Origin of the sequence: Microbulbifer agarilyticus, from assembly GCF_019800665.1 — a bacterium.
Taxonomy (GTDB): domain Bacteria; phylum Pseudomonadota; class Gammaproteobacteria; order Pseudomonadales; family Cellvibrionaceae; genus Microbulbifer; species Microbulbifer agarilyticus_C.
In genome coordinates, this window is the sequence record NZ_JAHVKO010000001.1 from 868,661 (window position 1) to 889,441 (window position 20,781).

The 20,781-nt window shown below is 56.0% G+C and carries 19 protein-coding genes; 7 read left to right on the plus strand and 12 right to left on the minus strand.

Translation table 11 applies throughout. The features are described from left to right. Positions 1-12 precede the first annotated feature (12 nt). From cmoA to KUV22_RS03595, 3 genes are all read left to right on the plus strand, one after another. Positions 13-753 (plus strand): carboxy-S-adenosyl-L-methionine synthase CmoA, encoded by a 741-nt coding sequence (gene cmoA, locus KUV22_RS03585; protein WP_029249741.1) that lies wholly within the window; start codon positions 13-15, stop codon positions 751-753. Positions 754-767: 14 nt separating this feature from the next. Then, a complete protein-coding gene (gene cmoB / locus KUV22_RS03590) occupies positions 768-1,745 on the plus strand; it encodes a tRNA 5-methoxyuridine(34)/uridine 5-oxyacetic acid(34) synthase CmoB (RefSeq protein WP_222228431.1) in 978 nt (325 codons plus the stop codon). A gap of 251 nt (positions 1,746-1,996) precedes the next feature. After that, complete coding sequence (locus KUV22_RS03595; RefSeq protein WP_222228432.1) at positions 1,997-3,382, plus strand: L-serine ammonia-lyase; 1,386 nt, start codon at positions 1,997-1,999, stop codon at positions 3,380-3,382. Positions 3,383-3,416: 34 nt separating this feature from the next. On the opposite strand, the gene KUV22_RS03600 is transcribed toward KUV22_RS03595, so the two are convergent. From KUV22_RS03600 to KUV22_RS03635, 8 genes are all read right to left on the minus strand, one after another. Further along, positions 3,417-4,214, minus strand: a complete 798-nt coding sequence (locus tag KUV22_RS03600; protein ID WP_222228434.1) for a class I SAM-dependent methyltransferase — start codon at positions 4,212-4,214, stop codon at positions 3,417-3,419. A gap of 66 nt (positions 4,215-4,280) precedes the next feature. After that, positions 4,281-4,649: a SpoIIAA family protein gene (locus tag KUV22_RS03605; RefSeq protein WP_222228436.1), complete on the minus strand. Its 369-nt coding sequence runs from the start codon at positions 4,647-4,649 to the stop codon at positions 4,281-4,283. Between the two features lie 101 nt (positions 4,650-4,750). Then, positions 4,751-5,221, minus strand: a complete 471-nt coding sequence (locus KUV22_RS03610) for a hypothetical protein (RefSeq protein ID WP_222228438.1) — start codon at positions 5,219-5,221, stop codon at positions 4,751-4,753. Positions 5,222-5,543: 322 nt separating this feature from the next. After that, complete coding sequence (locus KUV22_RS03615) at positions 5,544-6,050, minus strand: hypothetical protein (RefSeq protein WP_222228440.1); 507 nt, start codon at positions 6,048-6,050, stop codon at positions 5,544-5,546. 75 nt (positions 6,051-6,125) lie between these two features. Beyond that, on the minus strand, positions 6,126-6,776 hold the full coding sequence (locus tag KUV22_RS03620) for an OmpA family protein (protein ID WP_222228442.1): 651 nt from the start codon (positions 6,774-6,776) through the stop codon (positions 6,126-6,128). A 641-nt stretch (positions 6,777-7,417) separates the two neighbouring features. Beyond that, the gene (locus KUV22_RS03625) at positions 7,418-7,648 is read right to left on the minus strand and encodes a SlyX family protein (RefSeq protein ID WP_261319087.1); all 231 of its coding nucleotides are present in this window, start codon (positions 7,646-7,648) and stop codon (positions 7,418-7,420) included. Between the two features lie 74 nt (positions 7,649-7,722). Further along, the gene (locus KUV22_RS03630) at positions 7,723-8,868 is read right to left on the minus strand and encodes a serine hydrolase domain-containing protein (protein WP_222228444.1); all 1,146 of its coding nucleotides are present in this window, start codon (positions 8,866-8,868) and stop codon (positions 7,723-7,725) included. A 140-nt stretch (positions 8,869-9,008) separates the two neighbouring features. Beyond that, positions 9,009-9,848: an ion transporter gene (locus KUV22_RS03635; RefSeq protein WP_222228446.1), complete on the minus strand. Its 840-nt coding sequence runs from the start codon at positions 9,846-9,848 to the stop codon at positions 9,009-9,011. Positions 9,849-10,029: 181 nt separating this feature from the next. Between KUV22_RS03635 and yciH the strand changes: the two genes are divergently transcribed. Further along, complete coding sequence (gene yciH, locus KUV22_RS03640) at positions 10,030-10,353, plus strand: stress response translation initiation inhibitor YciH (RefSeq protein WP_222228448.1); 324 nt, start codon at positions 10,030-10,032, stop codon at positions 10,351-10,353. A 55-nt stretch (positions 10,354-10,408) separates the two neighbouring features. On the opposite strand, the gene KUV22_RS03645 is transcribed toward yciH, so the two are convergent. Together KUV22_RS03645 and KUV22_RS03650 are read right to left on the minus strand one after the other, a co-directional pair. Continuing rightward, complete coding sequence (locus tag KUV22_RS03645; protein WP_222228450.1) at positions 10,409-13,060, minus strand: hypothetical protein; 2,652 nt, start codon at positions 13,058-13,060, stop codon at positions 10,409-10,411. Between the two features lie 196 nt (positions 13,061-13,256). Continuing rightward, the gene (locus KUV22_RS03650; protein WP_222228452.1) at positions 13,257-14,762 is read right to left on the minus strand and encodes an alanine/glycine:cation symporter family protein; all 1,506 of its coding nucleotides are present in this window, start codon (positions 14,760-14,762) and stop codon (positions 13,257-13,259) included. A 227-nt stretch (positions 14,763-14,989) separates the two neighbouring features. Here KUV22_RS03650 and KUV22_RS03655 point away from each other — a divergent pair, with 227 nt between their 5' ends. The 3 genes from KUV22_RS03655 (at position 14,990) to KUV22_RS03665 (ending at position 18,505) form a co-directional block, all read left to right on the plus strand. After that, positions 14,990-16,996 (plus strand): S9 family peptidase, encoded by a 2,007-nt coding sequence (locus tag KUV22_RS03655; RefSeq protein WP_261319088.1) that lies wholly within the window; start codon positions 14,990-14,992, stop codon positions 16,994-16,996. Beyond that, on the plus strand, positions 16,996-17,523 hold the full coding sequence (gene greB, locus KUV22_RS03660) for a transcription elongation factor GreB (protein WP_222228454.1): 528 nt from the start codon (positions 16,996-16,998) through the stop codon (positions 17,521-17,523). The genes KUV22_RS03655 and greB overlap by 1 nt, the downstream gene beginning before the upstream one ends. Positions 17,524-17,722: 199 nt before the next feature. Next, positions 17,723-18,505, plus strand: a complete 783-nt coding sequence (locus KUV22_RS03665; protein WP_222228456.1) for a ThuA domain-containing protein — start codon at positions 17,723-17,725, stop codon at positions 18,503-18,505. A 100-nt stretch (positions 18,506-18,605) separates the two neighbouring features. Here the strand turns inward: KUV22_RS03665 and KUV22_RS03670 are convergent, their stop codons facing one another. Together KUV22_RS03670 and KUV22_RS03675 are read right to left on the minus strand one after the other, a co-directional pair. Next, a complete protein-coding gene (locus KUV22_RS03670; protein WP_222228458.1) occupies positions 18,606-19,763 on the minus strand; it encodes an acyl-CoA dehydrogenase family protein in 1,158 nt (385 codons plus the stop codon). A gap of 64 nt (positions 19,764-19,827) precedes the next feature. Continuing rightward, complete coding sequence (locus KUV22_RS03675; RefSeq protein WP_222228460.1) at positions 19,828-20,769, minus strand: DMT family transporter; 942 nt, start codon at positions 20,767-20,769, stop codon at positions 19,828-19,830. Positions 20,770-20,781 lie beyond the last annotated feature (12 nt).

Here is a 20,781-nt window from a genome sequence, read left to right on the forward strand (position 1 = left end):
ACAGAGAAGCACGTGAGCAAGAAAGACGATATCTTCGCCAGCCCGCTGGGCCAGGTGGCCGGGTTTAGTTTCGACCAGTCAGTGGTGGAAGTATTCCCGGACATGATCCAGCGCTCGGTACCGGGCTACACCACGATTGTGGCGATGATCGGCACCCTGGCGGAGCGCTATGCCCAGTCCGGAAGCCGCTGTTACGACTTGGGCAGCTCCCTGTGTGCCGCCACGCTGGCCATGCGCCATCGCATCCCTGCGGCGGACTGCGAGATCGTCGCGGTGGACAACTCGCCGGCCATGGTAGAACAGGCGCGCGCGGTACTGGCGGCCGACAGCGGGCAAATCCCCGTGCAACTGGTATGCGACGACTTGCAGAATGTCGACATTGAGAACGCCTCGGTGGTGGTTCTCAACTTCACCCTGCAGTTCATTGCCACCGAACAGCGCGAAGCCATTTTGCAGAAGATATACGACGGCCTGCGCCCGGGCGGTGTACTGATCCTTTCCGAAAAAGTGGCGTTCTCCGATACCGACCATCAGGAGTTGATGATCGATTTGCACCACTCATTCAAGGCGGCAAACGGTTACAGCGCGCTGGAAATTGCGCAGAAACGCAGCGCGCTGGAAAACGTGTTGATCCCGGAAACCCTGTTTGACCACCGCACCCGCCTGAAAAACGTCGGCTTTAGCAGTGTCGATGTATGGTTCCAGTGCTTCAATTTCGCTTCGCTGATTGCGATCAAGCAGCGCAACCCGTAAGCGGAAAGACTGGCATGATTGACTACACCCAGTTGTATGCGGGTATCCAGCACACCCCGGCCCTGCGCTCGTGGCTTACCACCCTGCCCCAGCAAGTTGCAGATGGACTTAACCCTGCGCGTTGGGGGGATCTGGCGGAGTGGCGCGAGGCGCTGGACAACCTCCCCGACATCAACGCGTCAACCTATGTACTCAGGGATGAAGTGCGTATCGGTGCCGCGTCTGATGCTAGCGCTGAGCAGCTCGCCACACTCGAATCTGAGTTGCGCAAGCTGCACCCCTGGCGCAAAGGCCCCTGGACGCTGTTTGATATTTTCATCGATACCGAATGGCGCTCCGACTGGAAGTGGGACCGCGTGGCGCCACACCTGCACGATCTGAAAGATCGGCTGGTACTGGATGTGGGCTGTGGCAGCGGTTACCACTGCTGGCGCCAGTTTGGCGCCGGCGCCCGCCGGGTCATTGGCATTGATCCATCGGCAAAATTCGTGGCCCAGTTTTATGCGCTGAAGAAATACCTCGGGCTGGAAAAACCCGTGGATGTCCTGCCGCTGGGAATCGAGGCCTTGCCACCAGCACTGCGCGCCTTCGACACGACCTTGTCGATGGGCGTGCTGTACCACCGGCGCTCACCACTGGACCACTTACGGGAATTGCGTGACACACTGCGCCCTGGAGGACAGTTGCTGCTGGAAACCCTGGTGATTGCAGGCGGGCTTGGCGAATGCCTGGTCCCAGAGGGACGCTATGCCAAGATGCGCAATGTATGGTTCTTCCCCACCACCGCGACACTGGAAAGCTGGTTGCGCAAGTGCGGATTTACCGATGTAAAAACCGTCGATGTAGACCAGACTTCCACCGAAGAACAGCGCAGCACCGACTGGATGCGGTTTGAGTCGCTGGCAGACTTCCTCGATCCGGACGATCCTAGTAAAACCGTTGAAGGGCATCCTGCGCCACTGCGCGCAACCCTCACCGCAACCGCGACTTAAACACGGCTAAGCGCGGTTATCCGCCGTGGCCAGCCAACCGCTGGCCACACTTCTCTCCCGCTCTTCTCTCCCATCTCCCTCCCCCATCTCCCTCCCCCATCTCTCTCCCACACCAGGCCTTGCCCGCAAAATCCTGTCCGCCAGAGCATCGGCTTCACATGCCTGTGCGTGAAAGTCGCTTGGCCGAATAACTACACTGAAGGCATGTTGCCCGGATATCCGGCGGGTTTGGCAAGAGATATAGCGACCACATGAGCATCAGTGTTTTCGAGCTGTTCAAAATCGGCATAGGCCCATCCAGCTCCCACACGGTCGGGCCGATGGTGGCTGCGCAGCGCTTTGTCTGTGATCTGGAATCCCGCGGTGACCTGGCAAAAGTCGAGCGCGTCGAGGTCCATCTATACGGCTCTCTGGCACTGACCGGCGTGGGCCACGGTACCGACATGGCTATCCTGATGGGGCTCGAAGGGGAGCTGCCCGAGACGATCGATATCGATGGCATTGACGGTCGGATTGCAGCAATCGACAAACACCAACAGCTGATTCTCAATGGGCTGCGTGCCATTCACTTTGAACGCGACCGCGACCTGATTTTCCACAAGGAAGAATTTCTGCCCCAGCACTCCAATGGTCTGACCTGCAGGGCATTTGCCGGTGACGAATGCCTGCTTGAGCGCAGCTATTTTTCCATCGGTGGCGGCTTTGTTTTGTCGGAAGAAGACTTCTCTAACAAAGAGCAAATAGCGACCCTGCTGCCCTACGATTTCAGCTCGGCTGAAGATCTGATGACCATTTGCGACCAGAACCATTGGACCATCGCAGAACTGGCCATGGAGAACGAGAAGGCATTCCGTTCCGATCAGGAGGTCACGGATCTGCTGTGGCATATCTGGGAGGTCATGGAGGCATCGATTGAACGTGGCTGCCACCAAAGCGGCGTTCTGCCCGGCGGACTCGGGGTGCGCCGACGGGCCGAGGAACACTTCCGCGAACTCTCCAAGCAAAGCGATGAAGAACGTCGCCAGGGCCTCGCCATCCTGGACTGGGTCAGCCTGTTTGCCCTGGCAGTCAACGAAGAAAACGCGGCCCGTGGGCGTATTGTCACCGCGCCCACGAATGGCGCTGCCGGTGTTATTCCCGCGACGATTGCCTACTACGTGCAATTCGTACACACGCCGCAAGAGCACGGAGACTTGAAAAACCAGGTAGTGAAATTCCTCCTCACCGCCGGCGCTATCGGCATGCTATTCAAAAAAAATGCCTCAATCTCGGCCGCGGAAGTGGGATGTCAGGGTGAAATCGGCGTGGCCTGTTCCATGGCCTCGGCCGGACTCGCAGCGGTACAGGGAGGTAGTAACGCGCAAATTGAAAATGCAGCTGAGATTGGCATGGAACACAATCTGGGGCTGACCTGTGATCCGATCGGTGGTCTGGTGCAGGTCCCGTGCATTGAGCGCAACACCATGGGTGCGGTCAAGGCGATCAATGCCGCGCGCCTTGCACTGCGCGGCACCGGTGCGCACATCGTGCCTCTCGACAGCGTGATTGAAACAATGCGCCAGACCGGAATCGACATGCAGCACAAATACAAGGAAACCTCGCTCGGAGGACTTGCGGTAAACGCGGTTAACTGCTGATAACCCCCGCCAAAGTACGGGCTTTGTAGAGGGTTTAGCCGGGAATACCGTGACGGGTATAAATATCAAACCGGCCTGACTTGCCCTCAAACCGCAGGCTCGGCGCCTGCCCATTTAGATTCGGTGCCAGTCGTGGGCGCTTGACCACTGTGCGGTAATAGCACGCCGCAAATGCTGGCTCCAGCAAGCCATCGGCATCCTCATCACTGCCGACAATTTCGTGGAACGCGACCATCTCTTTTTTTACCTTGGCACTTTTGTCGCGACTGGGAAACATTGGGTCCAGATAAATAACCGGTATGCTTTCCTGGTCCTGCGCCATCAACCACGCCGCAGCGCTGTCCACCCTGGGCTCCAGGTGCAGTCGTTCGGCAATCGGCCTCAACTCAGGGTCCATTTCTGCCGCCTGACGCAGCCTCCGCACGCCGTCCTCAAGCAGCGCATACACCACGGGGTTACGCTCAAGCATGCGCACTTCACTACCGAGTGACGCGAGCACAAATGCGTCGCGCCCAAGCCCTGCGGTGGCATCGACGATGCGCGGGCAAAAACCACCGCGAATCCCCGCAGCCTTGGCAATCTGCTGCCCCTTGCCACCGCCATACTTGCGACGATGGGCAGCGGCACCACTCACAAAATCCACCACCACCGGACCCGGTGCCTTGCGACCAGTGGCACACAATTGCAGCATATCGCCCCGACGTAAAACGAAGGGATACTGGTCAATAAACTTCTCCGGGGTAATGCCCAGATAGGGAATATCAAGCGCGTTCGCCAGCACTTCTGCCGCTGGTACATGGCTTTCGTCTGCGGCAGTAACAGCCAACTGCATGATAGAAATACACCAAGTCTATTTATTGGATACCGAGATTGATCCCGGCAAATCGACTAGGGCAATTTACCCGTGATGGGCGAGCCATGCCAGTGCCGATTCTTCGGCTTTACTGGGAAATGGCCGCACTTCTGCGGAAACGAAGTGGTTGAGGAGCTGTGGCATAAAAGCCAGTAACGTGTTGTCCGACAGGACGGCTATCCGGTGCAGATGTCGATGTTGGTTACGGGTAAACACGCAGTGGGAAACCAACGCTGCAAAATTCTGCCAGCCACGAAAATTCCGTGCATCAATCAACAACCCGTGCAAAGCACCGTGCTGACAAATCACCGGATCCACCTGCGCAGCCAACGCACGGAATTCTGCGGGTTTCAGCTCCGCGACCGGCCGAATCTCCAGAATATCGTGATCGTGATGCCAGCAATGTTCGATCATGGTCCGTCATACATTCGTCACTTCCCTTTTAAGCGTAGAAAAGAAAAAGGCCGCGAACCAGTCGCGACCTCTTTCTCGATACAGCTTAACCAAGCATCAGCTTACTGCTGTGGCGTGTCCTCGGTTTTGTCTTTGTCCCGCATATCATCGATCGCATCTTCTGCTGCGTCTTTGGCATCTTCTGCGGCATCTTTGGTGGCACGGCCGGCATCTTCCAGCGCGTCCCCGGTGTCTTTAGCGGCATCTTTCAGCACATCACCGGTGTCTCTAGCAGCGTCTTTCACCGCATCACCGGTATCCTCCGCCGCATCCTTAACTGCACCACCCACGTCGCGGGCCGCATCTTTGGTAGCATCCATCATGCGGTCACCGGTCGATTGCGGATCGGCTGTGGATGGCGCCACATCATCACTTTCTTGCGGCATGGTCGGATCGGCAGCTGGGCGGGTTTCCTCCGTCGATGGCGTTTCCATCTTGTCGTAGGCATCGTCAACCGAGTGATCGGATTTCTTCGACATGAAGTAGCCGATAATCAGCAACAAAATAATGAGTGGCAGCAGTAGTTTCTTCATAGTCCCGTGGACCCCTCGTCGGTTAGAAAGAGTTCGAAACGATCAGGCAAGACGCACAGCCTGGCAGCATACGCACACCTAGCAGCTAACCCGCCGTTGCCGGTTGGCGCTGTACTGGACCACCGAGACCCGACTTCATCGAAGAAGCCCACGCCAATACTGATAAGAATAATCCCCAACTGCTGCACTTCAAGGAACATTGTTCCTATGTTCAAGTATTTATGGTTCTAAAAGCGCACGGGTATATTAAGTGGAATGCTATGCCACCAAGTGACGGGGCATAAAACGGTCGGTGCCGGGACTCTGTCCGACGGAGAATAGGTCAACCCTGGTAATACTGATCAAGCTGCGCGAGCACAGCACTCGCATCCGTATCAACGATGGCGGCATCGCAGCCAGAAAGCGCCATGTCACCGAAGGTGTTGCGCCTCGCAAAAATTAAATAGCGCACGCCCAGTGCCAGCTTTTCCTCACAATCGGCAAGATTCAGCTGGAAACTCAATTGCTTGCGTGTCGCTCCTTTCCAGACTTTTCGTGCGACCGCAGAGTAGAGGTACCCGGACACCGCCGCCATTCCAGGCTCAGACAGCGCTCGATCTAACAAGCGATGGACAGCAACAATCTCAACCTGAGCGACGAGCTCCGCCGATTCGAGATGATGCTGGATTTCCCCCGACAGGTCTTCGGGCTGGGTCACTACGTCACTGCCGTGCGCAAATCCGCACCACACGTTGACGGCCGACAAAAACAGCCATTGGCCCAGGGAAAGCCGAATGCGTTTTGCAGAACTTCCCTTGCCAAGTCCAACACCTCTGCCAATACCAGTCATTGTCACTCCCTTGACGACTTACGGCGTCTACGACGCACACAAAAAAGGGCGCCGAAGCGCCCTCTTTCCAATCAACTATTGCAGCGGCAACAGTTCCAGCTCTACGCGACGGTTGGCCTGACGGCCTGCGTCAGAGTCGTTGCTGGCGATTGGGTAACGCTCGCCGTAACCAACGGCCTGAACGCGACCTGCCGCCACACCGCGGGTGGTGAAGAAGTTGGCTACCGACCCGGCGCGACGCTCGCTCAGGTTCTGGTTGGTCACATCTGAGCCAGTGCTGTCAGTATGGCCACTCACGCGAATTGCGGTTTTGTCGAACTCGTTCAGAACCAGTACCACAGAATCCAGCGTGTCATAGAAATCTGAACGGATTTCATATCGGCTGGTGGCGAAGGTGATGTTGCCCGGCATGATCAGACGGATATTGTCGCCTTCACGCTGCACACGAACACCGGTACCTTCCAGACGCTGACGCAAAGCCATTTCCTGACGGTCCATGTAGTAGCCGATACCACCACCGACTGCAGCGCCGCCCAGTGCGCCAGTAATTACGCCTTTCTTGCGATCGTTTTTGCTCGCGGTAGCTGCACCAATGATGGCACCAGCCACAGCACCAGCACCTGCGCCTTTGGCAGCATTACTGGTTTTGCTTTCCTGGGTGTAAGGGTCCAGGGTGGTACAGCCAACCAAAGAACCCAGAGCAAGAATCGCTACCCATTTTTTCATTAAGCTTCTCCTAACGCTTTTACTGATGACGGGTGAAATTTGTTGGCAGTGTCGCTGAGTCAAGCTGACTGCAAGCTGAACTGCGCTCGTCATTGCGCACGAAGACTATGCGGAAAGTCAGCTTAGGTCTACCGCCTACTTCCCAAAATGGCGGCAGAATCGCATGGCGCAGTTTTAATTTTTTGGCTACTGACTCGAATCAGGTACGACGCATATTGCCAGTACAACAATAATCATGGCGCATATTTCGCCTGCGTGTCCGGGGCCGACGGACGCTACCCACAGTCGCACCTCCTTAACCGTGTAATTTGCTGTAATTCGTTCTTCCACAGCTTCTGTGGATAACTCTGTGCATGAATATGCCAAACAGGGCCTGACGTGGCGGCATTCCTCGCTCCCAGCATATTGCACACTTTTTACACCATTAGATTTTTTATTTAAAAATCAACAACTTAGGAGTGAATAGGCGTTTCAATCAGGCACGCTACGGAAACTTGATGCCTCTCACTAATGAGCCGACCCCATGTGGAAAAGAATTGTCAAGGGGAAACAAGAAGGGAAAAATCAAATTTTGCAAAATTTCCAGAAATTGGCGTAGAAAACGGCGCAAAGATGGAAACCTGCTCTGGGCAGGCCGGGAATTAGTAATGCGGTGGGCGCTCGTCGCCGGGCTTGCCGCCCTTGTTCATCTCAAATGCCAGGTCGCGGTATTTCTCCGACACCTCTTTCATATTGCTAACAAGTGCTCGCAGCTGTGCGTCCTGCTTGGCAATGGTGTCGTTAAGCTGGCTCAGGGTGTCCTCCTGAAACGCCAGGCGTGTTTCCAGCTCATCAATGCGTGCGACCAACTGCTCAACTTCATTACTCATCATCGCTCACTCATTACCGCCTACTCATTGCGGTCTGCTCAAGATATTCAGGTTTGTCTCAGTAATTTTTTGCCGGTTTATATCAGCCGATACAGGCAGTCTTTCAGCCCGACCGCGCGCTGATCCATAAACAGGCTCTGCCCCATACGCGAGGTAACATAACCGAAGCCCACTTCAACCTCGGGATCCGCAAAGCCAACGCTGCCGCCGGCACCCGGATGCCCAAAGCCTTTGGCACCACCAAACGCCAGATCTCGCGCGGCACCTGACTTCAGGAAACCACAGCCGAAGGCCACATCTGTTTGTAGTATGGCGTCTTGACCACGGGTTTGTTCTTGCGTCGCGTCCGCGAGCGCTCCCGAAGACAGTAATTGGGGGGCATCACTGGCAAGGTCACCATAAACGGCCGCGAGGTCGCGGGCACTGAAATGGCCGTTGGCTGCTGGTATCAACGCACCTCGCCACGCATCACCGTTTGTACCCATCATGAGTGATACCGGATTGGTAAACGCTGTAGCCACGGGACCCTGACGATCTTCCTTGATTGAGCGGCCGATCGCATTATCACGCAGCTCCGGTAGCGGCTTTTTCAAAGGCCCCACGTCGGCAATATGCGTGGAGCGATGCCCCACTCCACCGAAACCGCCATCCAGTTCAAGCGGATCACCAATTCCACTGCGATACAGGTCACGTACAGTGCGACCACTGGCCGCCTCGATCAGCCCCCCCACGGTCCATCCATACAGAAATGGCGAGTAACCCTGCTGGCTACCCGGTTCCCACCAGGGTGTGGTTGCGGCTACTTGCTGCAACGCGCGGTTCCAATCGTAGATCAGGTCGTCTGCAACTTTCTCGGAAAACGCGATCACTCCGCTGCGATGGCTCAATAATTGGCGGCCTGTGACCAGCGATTTACCCGCTTGCGCAAAGTCCGGCCAATAATGGGCAACGGGCAAGTCGAGATCGAGGTTCCCAGCGGCAACCTGCTGCAGTGCAATCAGGGCAAGAATGCCCTTGGATGACGAGAATACATTAACGAGGGTATCTTCCTCGAAGTCCTGCGTCCCCGCACGATCGGTAGTACCGGCCCAAAGGGACGCAACCACCTCGCCTTCTTGGACTGCACAAAATGATGCCCCTACATCACCATGATCGCGGAAGTTAGACGCAAAAGCGTCGTAGAGGGCCTCAAAGCCCGGGGCACAGTATCCCTGAATATCCATTGAGTGCAGTTACCAGTTGATAGTGGAGGCTAGGTCCAGTCCCGCGGCGGCGCGGCCGGATTCCGGCCTACCTTGAGGATCGATGGGGTAAATCGGGGCGCAAGGATAACGGATACCCCGGTAGCTGTTAAGCGCCGCCCCTAGGACTCTTCGTCGACGGGCTCTTCGAAGTCTTCAAGGCGATAACCGCACTGCTTGCAGTACTCCGCGTCGGCGTCGTGCCCGCTTTTTCCACAGTTGTGACAACGGGCAAGCTGTTTCTCCCGGCCGAGCTCATGTGCCAGTTCCGCGGTCACAATCCCGGTAGGTACCGCGATAATGGAGTAGCCGATCAGCATGGTCATTGCTGCAATGGCTTGCCCCAGTGGCGTATGCGGAGTGATATCGCCATAGCCAACCGTGGTGATGGTGACAATGGTCCAGTAGATACTCTTCGGGATACTGGTAAAGCCATGGCGCGGCCCTTCCACGATAAACATGACGCTGCCAAAGATAATGCAAATCACCAGAACGCTGGTGTAGAACACCAGAATTCGACGGCGCGCTTGCCAGAGTGAGCGCACCAGAAGATTCGCATCCCGCAAATACCGCACCAGCTTGAGTACCCGAAAAATTCGCAGTACCCGCAGCAAGCGGATTACCATCAGATAGGTAGCGCCGGTAAAAATCAGTGCGAGATAGCTGGGCAGGATCGCCAGTAAATCGACAATGCCATAGAAGCTGGTGACATATTCACGGCGATCACGAGCGCAATATATGCGCGCCAAGTATTCCACCGTAAATAGCCCGGTGAAAAACCACTCCAGGACATAGAAAGTCTCGCCAAAACGCACCCATAGAGATTCCACCGACGCGAATAGCACCAGTGCGACACTGAGCAGAATCGCCCAGATCAGGAATACATCAAAATTCTTACCCGCGGGCGAATCGGTGCCGAAGATAATTTCATTCAGCCGTTTGCGGGTCCCGGTAAGCGCCATGAATTCGAGCCTTTCGCCTTATTGAACTAGGTGACATTCTAGCCGACCTCTGGGTCGCAGAATACGCCAGCGCTTTGTCCGCTTCCACTGTATCCGCTATGCTTCGCCACCGGATTCTTCCGGGCACACAATTTTGCCCCCCCCCCTTTCCACTGAATGAGCTGACTGACCGGGAACTGACATGCGCGACAAAAGCCGACTCGTATACTCCACTGACCGCGGCCGGATCAAGGAAGAAAAGCCCGAAGAGAAGCGCCATAGCGGTGATGGTATTGTGCGAATTCAGCGAGAGACCAAGGGACGCAAAGGTAAAGGCGTCACCTGCGTTCGGGGCGTAGAAGGCACTGATAGCGAGCTCAAGCTCTTGCTGGCAGAGCTGAAAAAGCGCTGCGGCTGTGGCGGTGCACTGAAAGATGGCGTGATAGAGATTCAGGGCGACAAGCGAGACGAGATCAAAGCGGTACTCGAAGCAAAAAGCTACAAGGTGAAACTCGCTGGGGGCTAGGCCACAGCACGGGCAGCGCCAAGCTAGCCCTACCCGCCCCCATTTACCCCTTCAGCTAGGCAGATATTGCCGCGAGGCGTAGAGGTTTTACCTTAATTCGCTTCTCTTCTTCGAGGCATAGTTTCAGTAGACGCGCCAGCTCCAATTGGTAGGCTTCCTGCACCACGCCACATACCGTCTTGCAACGCAATTCGAGCGCCTGAAGTCCGCTGGCGAGCTCATCCTTGCGCCCACTGAGCGACAACTCAATAACCCCTTCACCGCAGGCAGACAACTTTTGCTGCTGAGGCGCACTCATTCCCAGACCATGGCTTGCAACCAGCTGGTTCAGTTTGCGCACCTGCTCACAGATGATCTGCGGGTACTTTTGCAACAGGGCTTGCGGCAGCTCCTGTTGCGGCAATCGTTCAATCAGCTCGCACACTACATCACCGTAGCGGCCGAGTACGGTAAGCGGCTCGGCCAGCGCATCAAAGCCACGCAGGCGTGAAACCGCAGCCTCCGCACCCGTGCGAGCCCCCCTGTCCATCGTGGCAATGGTTCTCGTAATACGCTGATAAAACAGGCTGTGAATCAAGTGCCGCTGCTGCTGACACTCTTCGAGACGCACGCGATTGTCGCGGACAGATTCATCCGCAGCAGACGGTGTCGTGCCACTCAGGTCATAACTTCGCGGATCGATACGCAGGTTTGCTCGCACCAGCGCCGCACCAACCTGGATACGCGCACTACTGAGCTGCAGTTGTGCCCGACGCTGCTCCAGTTCCTGCAAGTCCAGCAAGCGCGAACGCAGCCAGTCAATGGACGTCTGCAGATCAAGCTCTGCCAATTCATTGTTGGTGGGGAGTTCAAGGTGCAGGAAATCCCGAGGGATTACCCGGTTGAAATACTCCGTCAAAACCTGCTGTGCCGCTTCACTCTCCTTGTCGGACTCCAGAAGCAAGCGGTTCTCTACAGGACGGCAACTATCGTCGCCATCAGCACGGCTTACCCGACCACAAAGCTCTGCAAAGTCGTCAAAGAGCTTTTGCAGTGAGAAGTCGACGCGCTGCAATTGAGGGGCGCAATCGTGCGCCTCTACTGCAGCAATACGCTGGTGCCCCGCCGGTTCGTCCGTTGGCCAGAACTCCGTCTCCTGCCCCATTGCGGCATCGATTCCGGTCTTGTCTTCGCTGCTCAGATTGTTATACATCCAGCGAACCGCGGCCGGTACTTCGGCCAGTTTCTTACCGATCAGCTGTGCCTCGCGGTTGATCTCGCTGCAGATCAGGTCCGAATGCACCAGGTAATTCCAACGTTCCGCGAAGCCCTGAAAACCGTCACTGCCCAGCAAATACGCCACGGTCCTGTCCGCCTGCGCCTCCAGATACCGGCCTAAACGCCCACTCAGGCGACCGTGGATATTTTGTAGTCGCTCCACAACGGGAATCAGTGCATGACCACACAAAGCAAACATCCGATGCAAGGGACGCACCGGGGTAATTACACTGTCATCGCTACCGAAAATGGTGCGTTCTTGTTCGAATGCTTCCTGCATGTTGTGCAAGCGCTGCGCGGTACCAATGGATAGCTCTGTTGCCAGACGGCTCCAGCGGTCTTGGTAATAACTGAACGCGCGGCCAATTAGCCCGAGAACATCTCCGCCTTGCAAACTGGCGACCGCCGCAAGGCCCAGAGAAAGCCGGAATTGCCCCTGGCCCGCCTTGATCACTTTGACTTGTGCGCCAGGCGTCACTACCACCTGAGTGCCTACCACTGCGCTCGACAGGTTTTGCGGGCCTTTCTGCTTTGTCGCTATACCCAGTCCGCAGGTATCTTCAACAACATCCAATAGCAAGAACAGGCCCGGAGCGTCTTTCTTCAGTAGGCGCAGAGCCTGATTCTCCTGCCCCTCTTCCGCACTTCCTTCCGTGCCACGGGCGGTGTAGAACGGGTAAACCATCACCGCGCCCACAAACAGCACAAGCAGCCCCGTCAGCACTGCACCCAAAATTGTTGCAGCACCAAACTCACCAGCAAGGGCCGCTGCAGGCATTGACCACAATGCCATGCCCAGCTGATACAAACACAGGCACAGCAGCAGCGCGAAGCCCACAGGCACGATGGCCGCCGCCAATATGTGCGGGAACAATGCAATGCGCGATGCCAGCGACGCATTCTGAGGTGCCACCTCGTCCTGGAACAGCGCGCGCAGCTGCTTCCATGCAGTGCCGTTCTTGTGGCTATTTGGCGCCTTCTGGGCAGAGCCTTCGCCCGCTACCGGATTTTTTGCTTGCTGCTGAGCCGCCTCACTTACTACCGGGGCTTTGGAAGGTTTCAGCTCACTAGCCGCCTGCTGGTCGCTGGGTTCCGGTGCAGCCACCTCGGTATGCGGTTTACTTGCGTCGAGCGCGGCTTGGCCACCTTGGCTTTTTCGCGCCTCACGCTGACGGGCAAACTTGAGGCGCGCAAGGATTGCCTGATTATCAAACTTGCCTGCCGGGTGTACTTCGATCTTCAAACCCAATTGCTGCAATTGTGTGCGGTACTGCACCACCTGCGCGGATGAGAGCTGATCTTTAATCACCCAGCCTTTCAGAAACAGCTTTTTGCCCTGTTCAGAACCAATGGAAAAGGTACTGATCAGTTGTTGCAAAACTTCCTGAGGCGCCTTGGCGCGGACGGTTTTTCCCGCAGAGACAATTTGAAACCTTTCCTGGTTCGCCATGAATTCCTCGCCGCCACCCGGGGCTAGATTTATAGTAATACGGCTGAGATTAAGGGATTCCTTCCAGGGCAGATGGGGACTGGTTCTCACTCGAATAAGCTATTAACAGTCGAGCGACCAATTGCCCACTGGTTCACAGCAAGGCCACAAACCGCATCGCATTGTTAGGTGGGGCCCACGTCACAGATTCTATGGGTTAGTTAGGATGCTTGGGCTTGGCGCCCGACGCAGATTCTGGTGACCAAACAGACAACTCAACACCGGGAATATGATGGTCACGCGCATCGAACACGGGCTCCTTAACACCGCGCCGGAGCTGTGCCTCATAATCGGCAACCACTTTCAGAGCCACGCCAGACAACAGTAGGATCGCCAGCAGATTCGCCGACGCCATAAAGCCCATGGACATATCTGCCATATTCCACAACAGTGAAAAATTGTCCGAGCTACCACTGTACGCCACCCAGGCGCCAAACAAGATGAAGCAGATGTAGAGCGCCCGGTAGCAGAAGATGGATACACGGGTATGCCACAGATAGAAGATGTTGGTTTCCGCGTAGTAGTAATTGGCAATGATCGAGGTAAACGCGAAGAACAGCAGCGCTATCGCCAGGAAGCTATTTCCCCAGGGGCCAACCTCACTGGCAAGAGCAGCCTGCGTCAGTGTCACACCTTCCACAACGCCGGCATACTCCACACCACTCAGCAGAATAATACTGGCCGTCGCGGTACAGATCATCATGGTGTCGAGAAACACCGAGGCCATTTGTACGTAACCCTGTACTACCGGGTGCTTAACGTCCGCAGCGGCACCCACGTTAGGCGATGACCCCATCCCTGCCTCGTTCGAGAACAACCCGCGCTTGATGCCGTTCGCAATCACCGCACCAAATGCCCCGGCGCCCATTTCCTGGGCACCGAAGGCACTGCCGATAATGAAACCAAATACCTCGGGCAAGCGCTCGATGTTCAGCACCACAATGGCGAAGGCGATTGCGATATAGCAAAGTGCCATGATGGGCACAACGATACCGGCAAAGCGGCCGATGGAGTGAATACCGCCGAACACAATCACGCCAGCCAGCACTGCGATCACACAACCCATCAAGAGCGGATTGATGCCCCATGCCTCGTGCACCGCGTCTGCCATGGCGTTGGCCTGTACCGCGTTAAAGAAGAAGCCGAAGCAGATCACCAGAAAGATTGAGAACGCCACCGACAACCACTTCCAGTTTCGCCCGAGTCCTTTGTCGATATAGTACGCAGGCCCACCGCGGAAGGTCCCGGGCTCGTCCCCGGTTTCCTTGAAGGTCTGGGCCAGGGTGTTCTCAATCAAGCTTGTCGCCATGCCCACCAGCGCAACAACCCACATCCAGAAAACCGCCCCCGGTCCGCCGGCGGTAATCGCTACCGCCACCCCGGCAATATTGCCTGTGCCAACCCGCGCCGCCGCACTGGTAGCGAATGCCTGAAAGGAAGAAATCGAGTCGTCACTTTCTTTGTGAAAACTGTGTGCCATCACGCGAATCATGTGCCCGAAGCCGCGGATCTGTATGAATCCAGTGCGCACCGTGAAATAGAGACCCGCAGGTAGCAGCGCGGCAATCAAGATGCCGACCCACCAGATACCGCCTACCCCACCCCAGGTAATCTGGTTGCCTATGCTGATGACGGAATGGAAAAAATCTGAAAGTGCCTGCATTCCTATTTTCACTCTTGCGAATACATACGCCACGGCCCTGTGCCGACATCGTGCGCAACAAAAAAGTATCGCGCGACAAGCGACGAAAAATTGTCTATAGAATCAGTAAAGATCAGCCACCGGAAAGCGCCAATGCCACCCTTGTTACCGGCAGGCGCTGACGTACAATATCGCCAAACCAGTCCGCTCAAACGACTGAAAAAAGAACAAGGAACAGACTCAACATTATGTCGTCTCGCAATGTCTCCTCTCCCGATACACCGGCTCGTGGCGATTCCACGACCGCGCCTTATGGCAGCTGGAAATCCCCAATAACCGCAAACCTGCTTACCGGGGGTAACGTCCGCCTCAGTGAGGCTCAGCTCTTTGACGGCAAGGCATATTGGTTAGAGTCGCGCCCAACGGAAAAAGGACGTTCCGCGCTGGTGGAATGTGACTATTCGGACCCGGCAGGCCCTAAAACCAGAGACTTGCTGCCAGCGCCCTTGAGCATTCGTTCCAAGGCGCACGAGTATGGCGGTGGCGTCTACACCATCGGTGGTGGCCACGTTTATTTCGTGCTCGCGGCCGATCAACGTATTTACCGTATGCCACTGGACGGCCATACCCCGGAGGCAATTACCCCGGAAGGCCCGTTCCATTACGCAGACCTGCAACTTGACGCGTCCCGTAACCGGCTTATCTGCGTACAGGAAGATAATTCAGACCCAGCCTCGGAAGCAGTGGCGCGGTTAATAGCCATTGACCTCAAGCACGCGAATGAAAGTGACTCAACGCCCCGGCAAACCGTATTGGCCGAAGGCGCGGACTTTTACGCATCGCCAAGTCTCAGCCCAGACGGTAAACAACTCAGCTTCCTGCAGTGGCATCACCCCAACATGCCATGGGATTCAACAGAACTCTTGATCGCCGAATTCGATAAGGATGGCGGTATCCCGCAGGTGCAGAAAATTGCCGGCGGCCAAGGGGAATCGATCTTTCAGCCCCAGTGGTCCCCCAGTGGGGACCTGTTCTACGTTTCCGACAAAAGCAACTGGTGGAATATTTACTGGGCAGGAAGCGACAAGCCCATCTGGGAGCTCGACGCCGAATTCGCAACACCGCAATGGGTGTTCGGAATGTCGACCTACGGATTCCTGGATGCAAACACTATCTTCTGCACCTATACCCAGCAGGGAATCTGGAAACTTGCGCGCATCGACTTGAAGCGCGGGCAACACGTTCAGCTCGATCACCCCGGTTGCGATTTCGAAAGCATCCGCTGTGCACAAAATCAGGCCGTATTCATTGGCAGCGGCACGACGGACTTCCCGGCGGTTTATCAGTACTCGGGAGCAAGCGACACCTTCCAGACCCTCGCCAGCAGTAGCTCGGTCCCCGTAGATGCCACGTATTTTTCTCCCGCGCAGCCCCTGACCTATGCGGTTGGCGAACGCGAGGTACATGCCTTTTTCTACCCGCCGCATAATCCAGATTACCAGGCACCCGCTGAGGAAAAGCCACCGATCATTGTATTCGGGCACGGTGGCCCCACCGGCGCCACGTCCGCCGGACTCAATCTGAAGGTGCAATACTGGACCAGCCGCGGCTTCGGAGTTCTCGACGTTAATTACTCGGGAAGTACCGGCTACGGACGGAACTATCGCGACCGCCTGGAGAACAGCTGGGGCCTGCTCGATGTGGAAGATGTCTGTGCCGGCGCTGAGTATCTGGTTGAGCAAGGCCTCGCCGACCCCAAACGTATGCTGATAAAAGGCGGCAGCGCCGGCGGCTATACCGTGCTGGCCGCGCTGACGTTCCACAACACCTTTTCCGCAGGCGCGAGCCATTATGGCATTGGCGACCTCACCACCCTCGCCCGGGATACACACAAGTTCGAATCGCGCTATCTGGACAAGCTGGTTGGACCCTGGCCGCAGGCAGAGAATGTTTACCAGCAACGTTCGCCCATCAACCACATTGAACAGTTAGAGTGCCCGGTGATCTTTTTCCAGGGATTGGAGGACAAAGTGGTACCCCCAAACCAGGCGGAGACCATGGTCAATGCGTTGCGCGGGCGCGGCATACCCGTGGCATACATCACCTTTGCGGAAGAAGGGCACGGTTTCCGTGCCGCCAGCAGTATTGAAATGGCTCTTGAAGGTGAGCTCGAATTTTACAGCCGGGTCTTCAACTTCGCCCTGGCAAAAGCCGGGCCGGGTATTCAGATCGACAACCTTGAGGAAAATCGCTGATGGGCCGCTGGCGACCACCCCGCCCCCGCGGCTCCCGCTACATTACGCCCGAGGGCGCCGCAAGTATGCGCGCCCAAGTAAAGCAGTTGTGGGAAGTTGAGCGACCGCGGGTTACCCAGGCAGTCAGTGATGCCGCAAAACTCGGCGATCGCAGTGAGAATGCGGATTATATTTACGGCAAAAAACGCCTGCGGGAAATCGACAGTCGGGTACGCTTCCTAACCAAGCGTCTGGAAGAAATCACCGTCGTAGACCGCATTCCCGACGATCAGGACAAGGTTTTCTTCGGCGCCTGGGTGACACTGGAGGACGAGGACGGCAAGGAAGTGAGATACCGCATTGTCGGGCCCGACGAATTTAACGTGAAAGAGGGACTGATCTCGATGGACAGCCCCGTGGCCCGTGCATTATTGGGAAAGCGGCTCGATGATGAAATCGAGATCCAGCAACATGATGTGTGGGTAACCTATTACATTACAGAAATTGGCTATCCAGAAACTCACTATGGAAGCTCTGGAGCAAGGTAGACTTGAAACGGGGGAACGCTTCTCACCAGCGACGGACTTCCTATCGAGCGGAAATGAGTCGGCGCTACGCGTTAACGCCTATTCATCACTGATCGCCCCCCTCCCCTACTTCTTATGTAAACCTTGCAATTGTCTTTGTGGTACTTTCTGTCTGTGCCGTGGCAAATACAGGCAAACAAGCACAGTTAGGGGCTATTTAATGAAAAGACAGGACAATAAACAGCCCATTTTATTGATATGTGCGTCTTTCATAATGGCACTAACAATAGCTACACCGCTATCCGCAAAGCAGTTCACCGCCCTGGTATTTACCAAAACGGCAGGCTGGCAACACGATAGCATTCCCGCAGCGGTTTCAGCTGTGAATTACTTATCCCAACTACATGACTTTAGCGCAGTACATACCAGCGATGCGAATGCGTTTACCTCAGAGAACCTGGGTCAGTTCGATGTGGTTGTCTTCCTGTTAACCACCGGTGATGTACTGAACGAACAGCAACAGAGCGACTTTCAGAAATTTATCCGTGCAGGAAAGGGTTATGTGGGAGTGCACTCGGCAGCGGATACTGAATACGATTGGCCATGGTATCAAGGATTAGTGGGGCGAAACTTTGTTACTCACCCAGCGGTACAGTCCGCAAAAGTAAATGTTCTTGACCCAGGCTTTCCCGGTTCAGAGTACCTGCCATCTCGTTTTTTATGGACCGAGGAATACTACAACTACGGACCTGAGCACAGTGATTCCCTGAATTACCTTCTCTCTGTGGATGAATCCACCTATCAGCCGCAGGCGGAGTGGGACGAAGTTAAATCGAGCGGAATGGGAGATTTTCATCCGCTTGCTTGGTACCAGGAATATGATGGTGGCCGCGCTTTTTATACCGGCTTTGGTCATTTGTCGACATCGTATACCAATGCCATGTTTCTCTCCCACCTGTATGGGGGGATTTACTGGGCAGCCACCGGCAAAGGCATCGAGTAATGGTCGATAAGCTTTGCTCGCGCAGGAGTACAAGAAAGCGGATGAGTGGCCGCCGGGCTAATCCAGCGGCCCCGTATCCAAACCGCAACGGCCTAACGCATTAACGAACGCCTTCAAGAAGATGCCGGGCAATGATTAGTCGCTGAATCTCGCTGGTCCCCTCGTAGATCGTGGTAATACGCACATCTCGAGCCATTCTCTCCAGCGGATATTCTCTTGTATAACCAACACCACCATGCATTTGCAGCGCGACATAGCAGGCCTCATTGGCCTTCTCGGACGCGTACAGCTTCGCCATGGACGCTGCCGGGCCGAACGGTTGGCCGGCGTCTTTCTGCCAGGCTGCCTGCAGCAGCAACAAGCGTGCGGCTTCCATTTCCGTGTACTTATCCGCGAGCTGCCACTGCAACCCCTGGAACTGAGCGAGCGGCTTGCCAAACTGTTCGCGCTCCTGCAAGTAGGCACGCGCGCAATCTAATGCTTCAAGACCAATTCCCAGCGCTAGGGAACCGATGCCGATCCGGCCGCCGGCCAATTCGCCGGCAGCGATACGGAATCCACGGTTTTCATCGCCGAGCATATTCGCGGCGGGTACACGACAATCTTGAAAGGAAACCTCGTTGGTAACCGAGGCCTTTTGCCCCATCTTCTCTTCGGCTTTACCGATTACCAGCCCGGGGGTGCCGGCTTCGACCAGGAAACAGGAGATCCCCTTCCCTTTCGGCGCTGCCCCATCGGTAACCGCCCAAACAACGAAAACGCCGGCAAATTCGGCGCTACTGATAAACAGCTTACTGCCATTTAACACGTAGTCGTCGCCATCTTTGACCGCGCGCGTGCGCATGGCGGCGGCATCAGATCCGGACCCGGGCTCGGTCAGGCAGAAAGAACCCGCGGGGTATTCGCCACTGCATATTTTTGGCAGAAAGTAGCCTTTTTGTTCCTCAGTACCCTTCGCCTGAATCACTTCCGCAACCATATTGGTTACCGAGGTGGTGGTTGCGGTGGATGCGCAACCGCGCGCAATCTCGGCAATCGCCAGGGCGAATGCAATCGTGCCCGCGCCGGTGCCACCGAAGTCAGGATCGATATTGATCCCCATAAAGCCCAGTTCCGCCAACTGCTTTAGCTTTTGCAACAGCAATTCGCGGTTACCTGTATGATCAAGTTCTGCCGCTACCGGCTTCAGCTCACTCTCCGCGAACTGGCGAGCAGCCTCCTGGATCATTTGTTGTTCATCAGACAATTCAAAATTCATGGCATTTCTCGTTCATCACTCAACGCCCAACGAAAAATTATTCATCGAGTGTCGTTATTGTTATTTATTTGTTTGGTGTTGGCTTGCGCCGCAGCAGTAGACGCCGCGCGGCACCCTGCTGAATGGCTACACCGAGCAGAATAAGCCCGAGGCCGGCCATGGTTGCAGGGTGAATATGCTCGCCCACCAGCAATGCAATCAGCAGTAGTGACAGTGGCGGTGACAGATAGATGTAGTTGCTGATACGCGCCGTGTTGTCACAGTGTAGTAACGCCGCCTGCCACAACAGGAAGGCAATACCCATTTCAAACAAGCCGACATAAACAGCACCAACCCACCCAGCCAGTGGCGGCCACTGCCAGCCGCCCTGCCACCAGACCGCAGCCGCGAGCCAGGGCAAGCCACAGCAGAAGGTCAGGAATAGATTCACCGCAGCGTTGCCGCCGATACGTGTGTTCAGCAGCCAGTAACTGGCCCAGATAACGGTACTGAGAAGCGCCAGAGCGACGCCGAGGGGTTGCTCAAAGCGCAATTCGGAAAGGTTGCCCTGGGTCGCGATCACCAGGACGCCGGAATAACACACGATTCCCGCCACAAGATCCTGGCGCCGCAGGGTTTGCTTCAATACCGGAACGGACAGCAACGCCAGCACGACGCCCCAGGTGTAATTCAACGGCTGCGCCTGTTGTGCCGGCAACAGGTCGTAGGCGTTAAATAAAACCAGGTAATAGAGGAAGGGATTACAGAACCCCAGCGCGATAAACCAACCGCGGGATTGGCGCCAAACACGGGCCACTTGCCCGGTGTGGCCGCGCCACACAATTACGCCCGCCATGAACACGGTAGAAACGGCAGACGCAATGGTCACCAATTGCAGGGGTGAAAGATACTGCAGCGACAGCTTGAAGGCACTGGCCACAGTGGACCAGCAAAGCACCGCCGCCAGCGCAAACAGGGTTGCGCGGCGGTTATCGGCGTCAGCGCTCTGCGTGGCGGTTAGCGCCATAACAGGACCTCC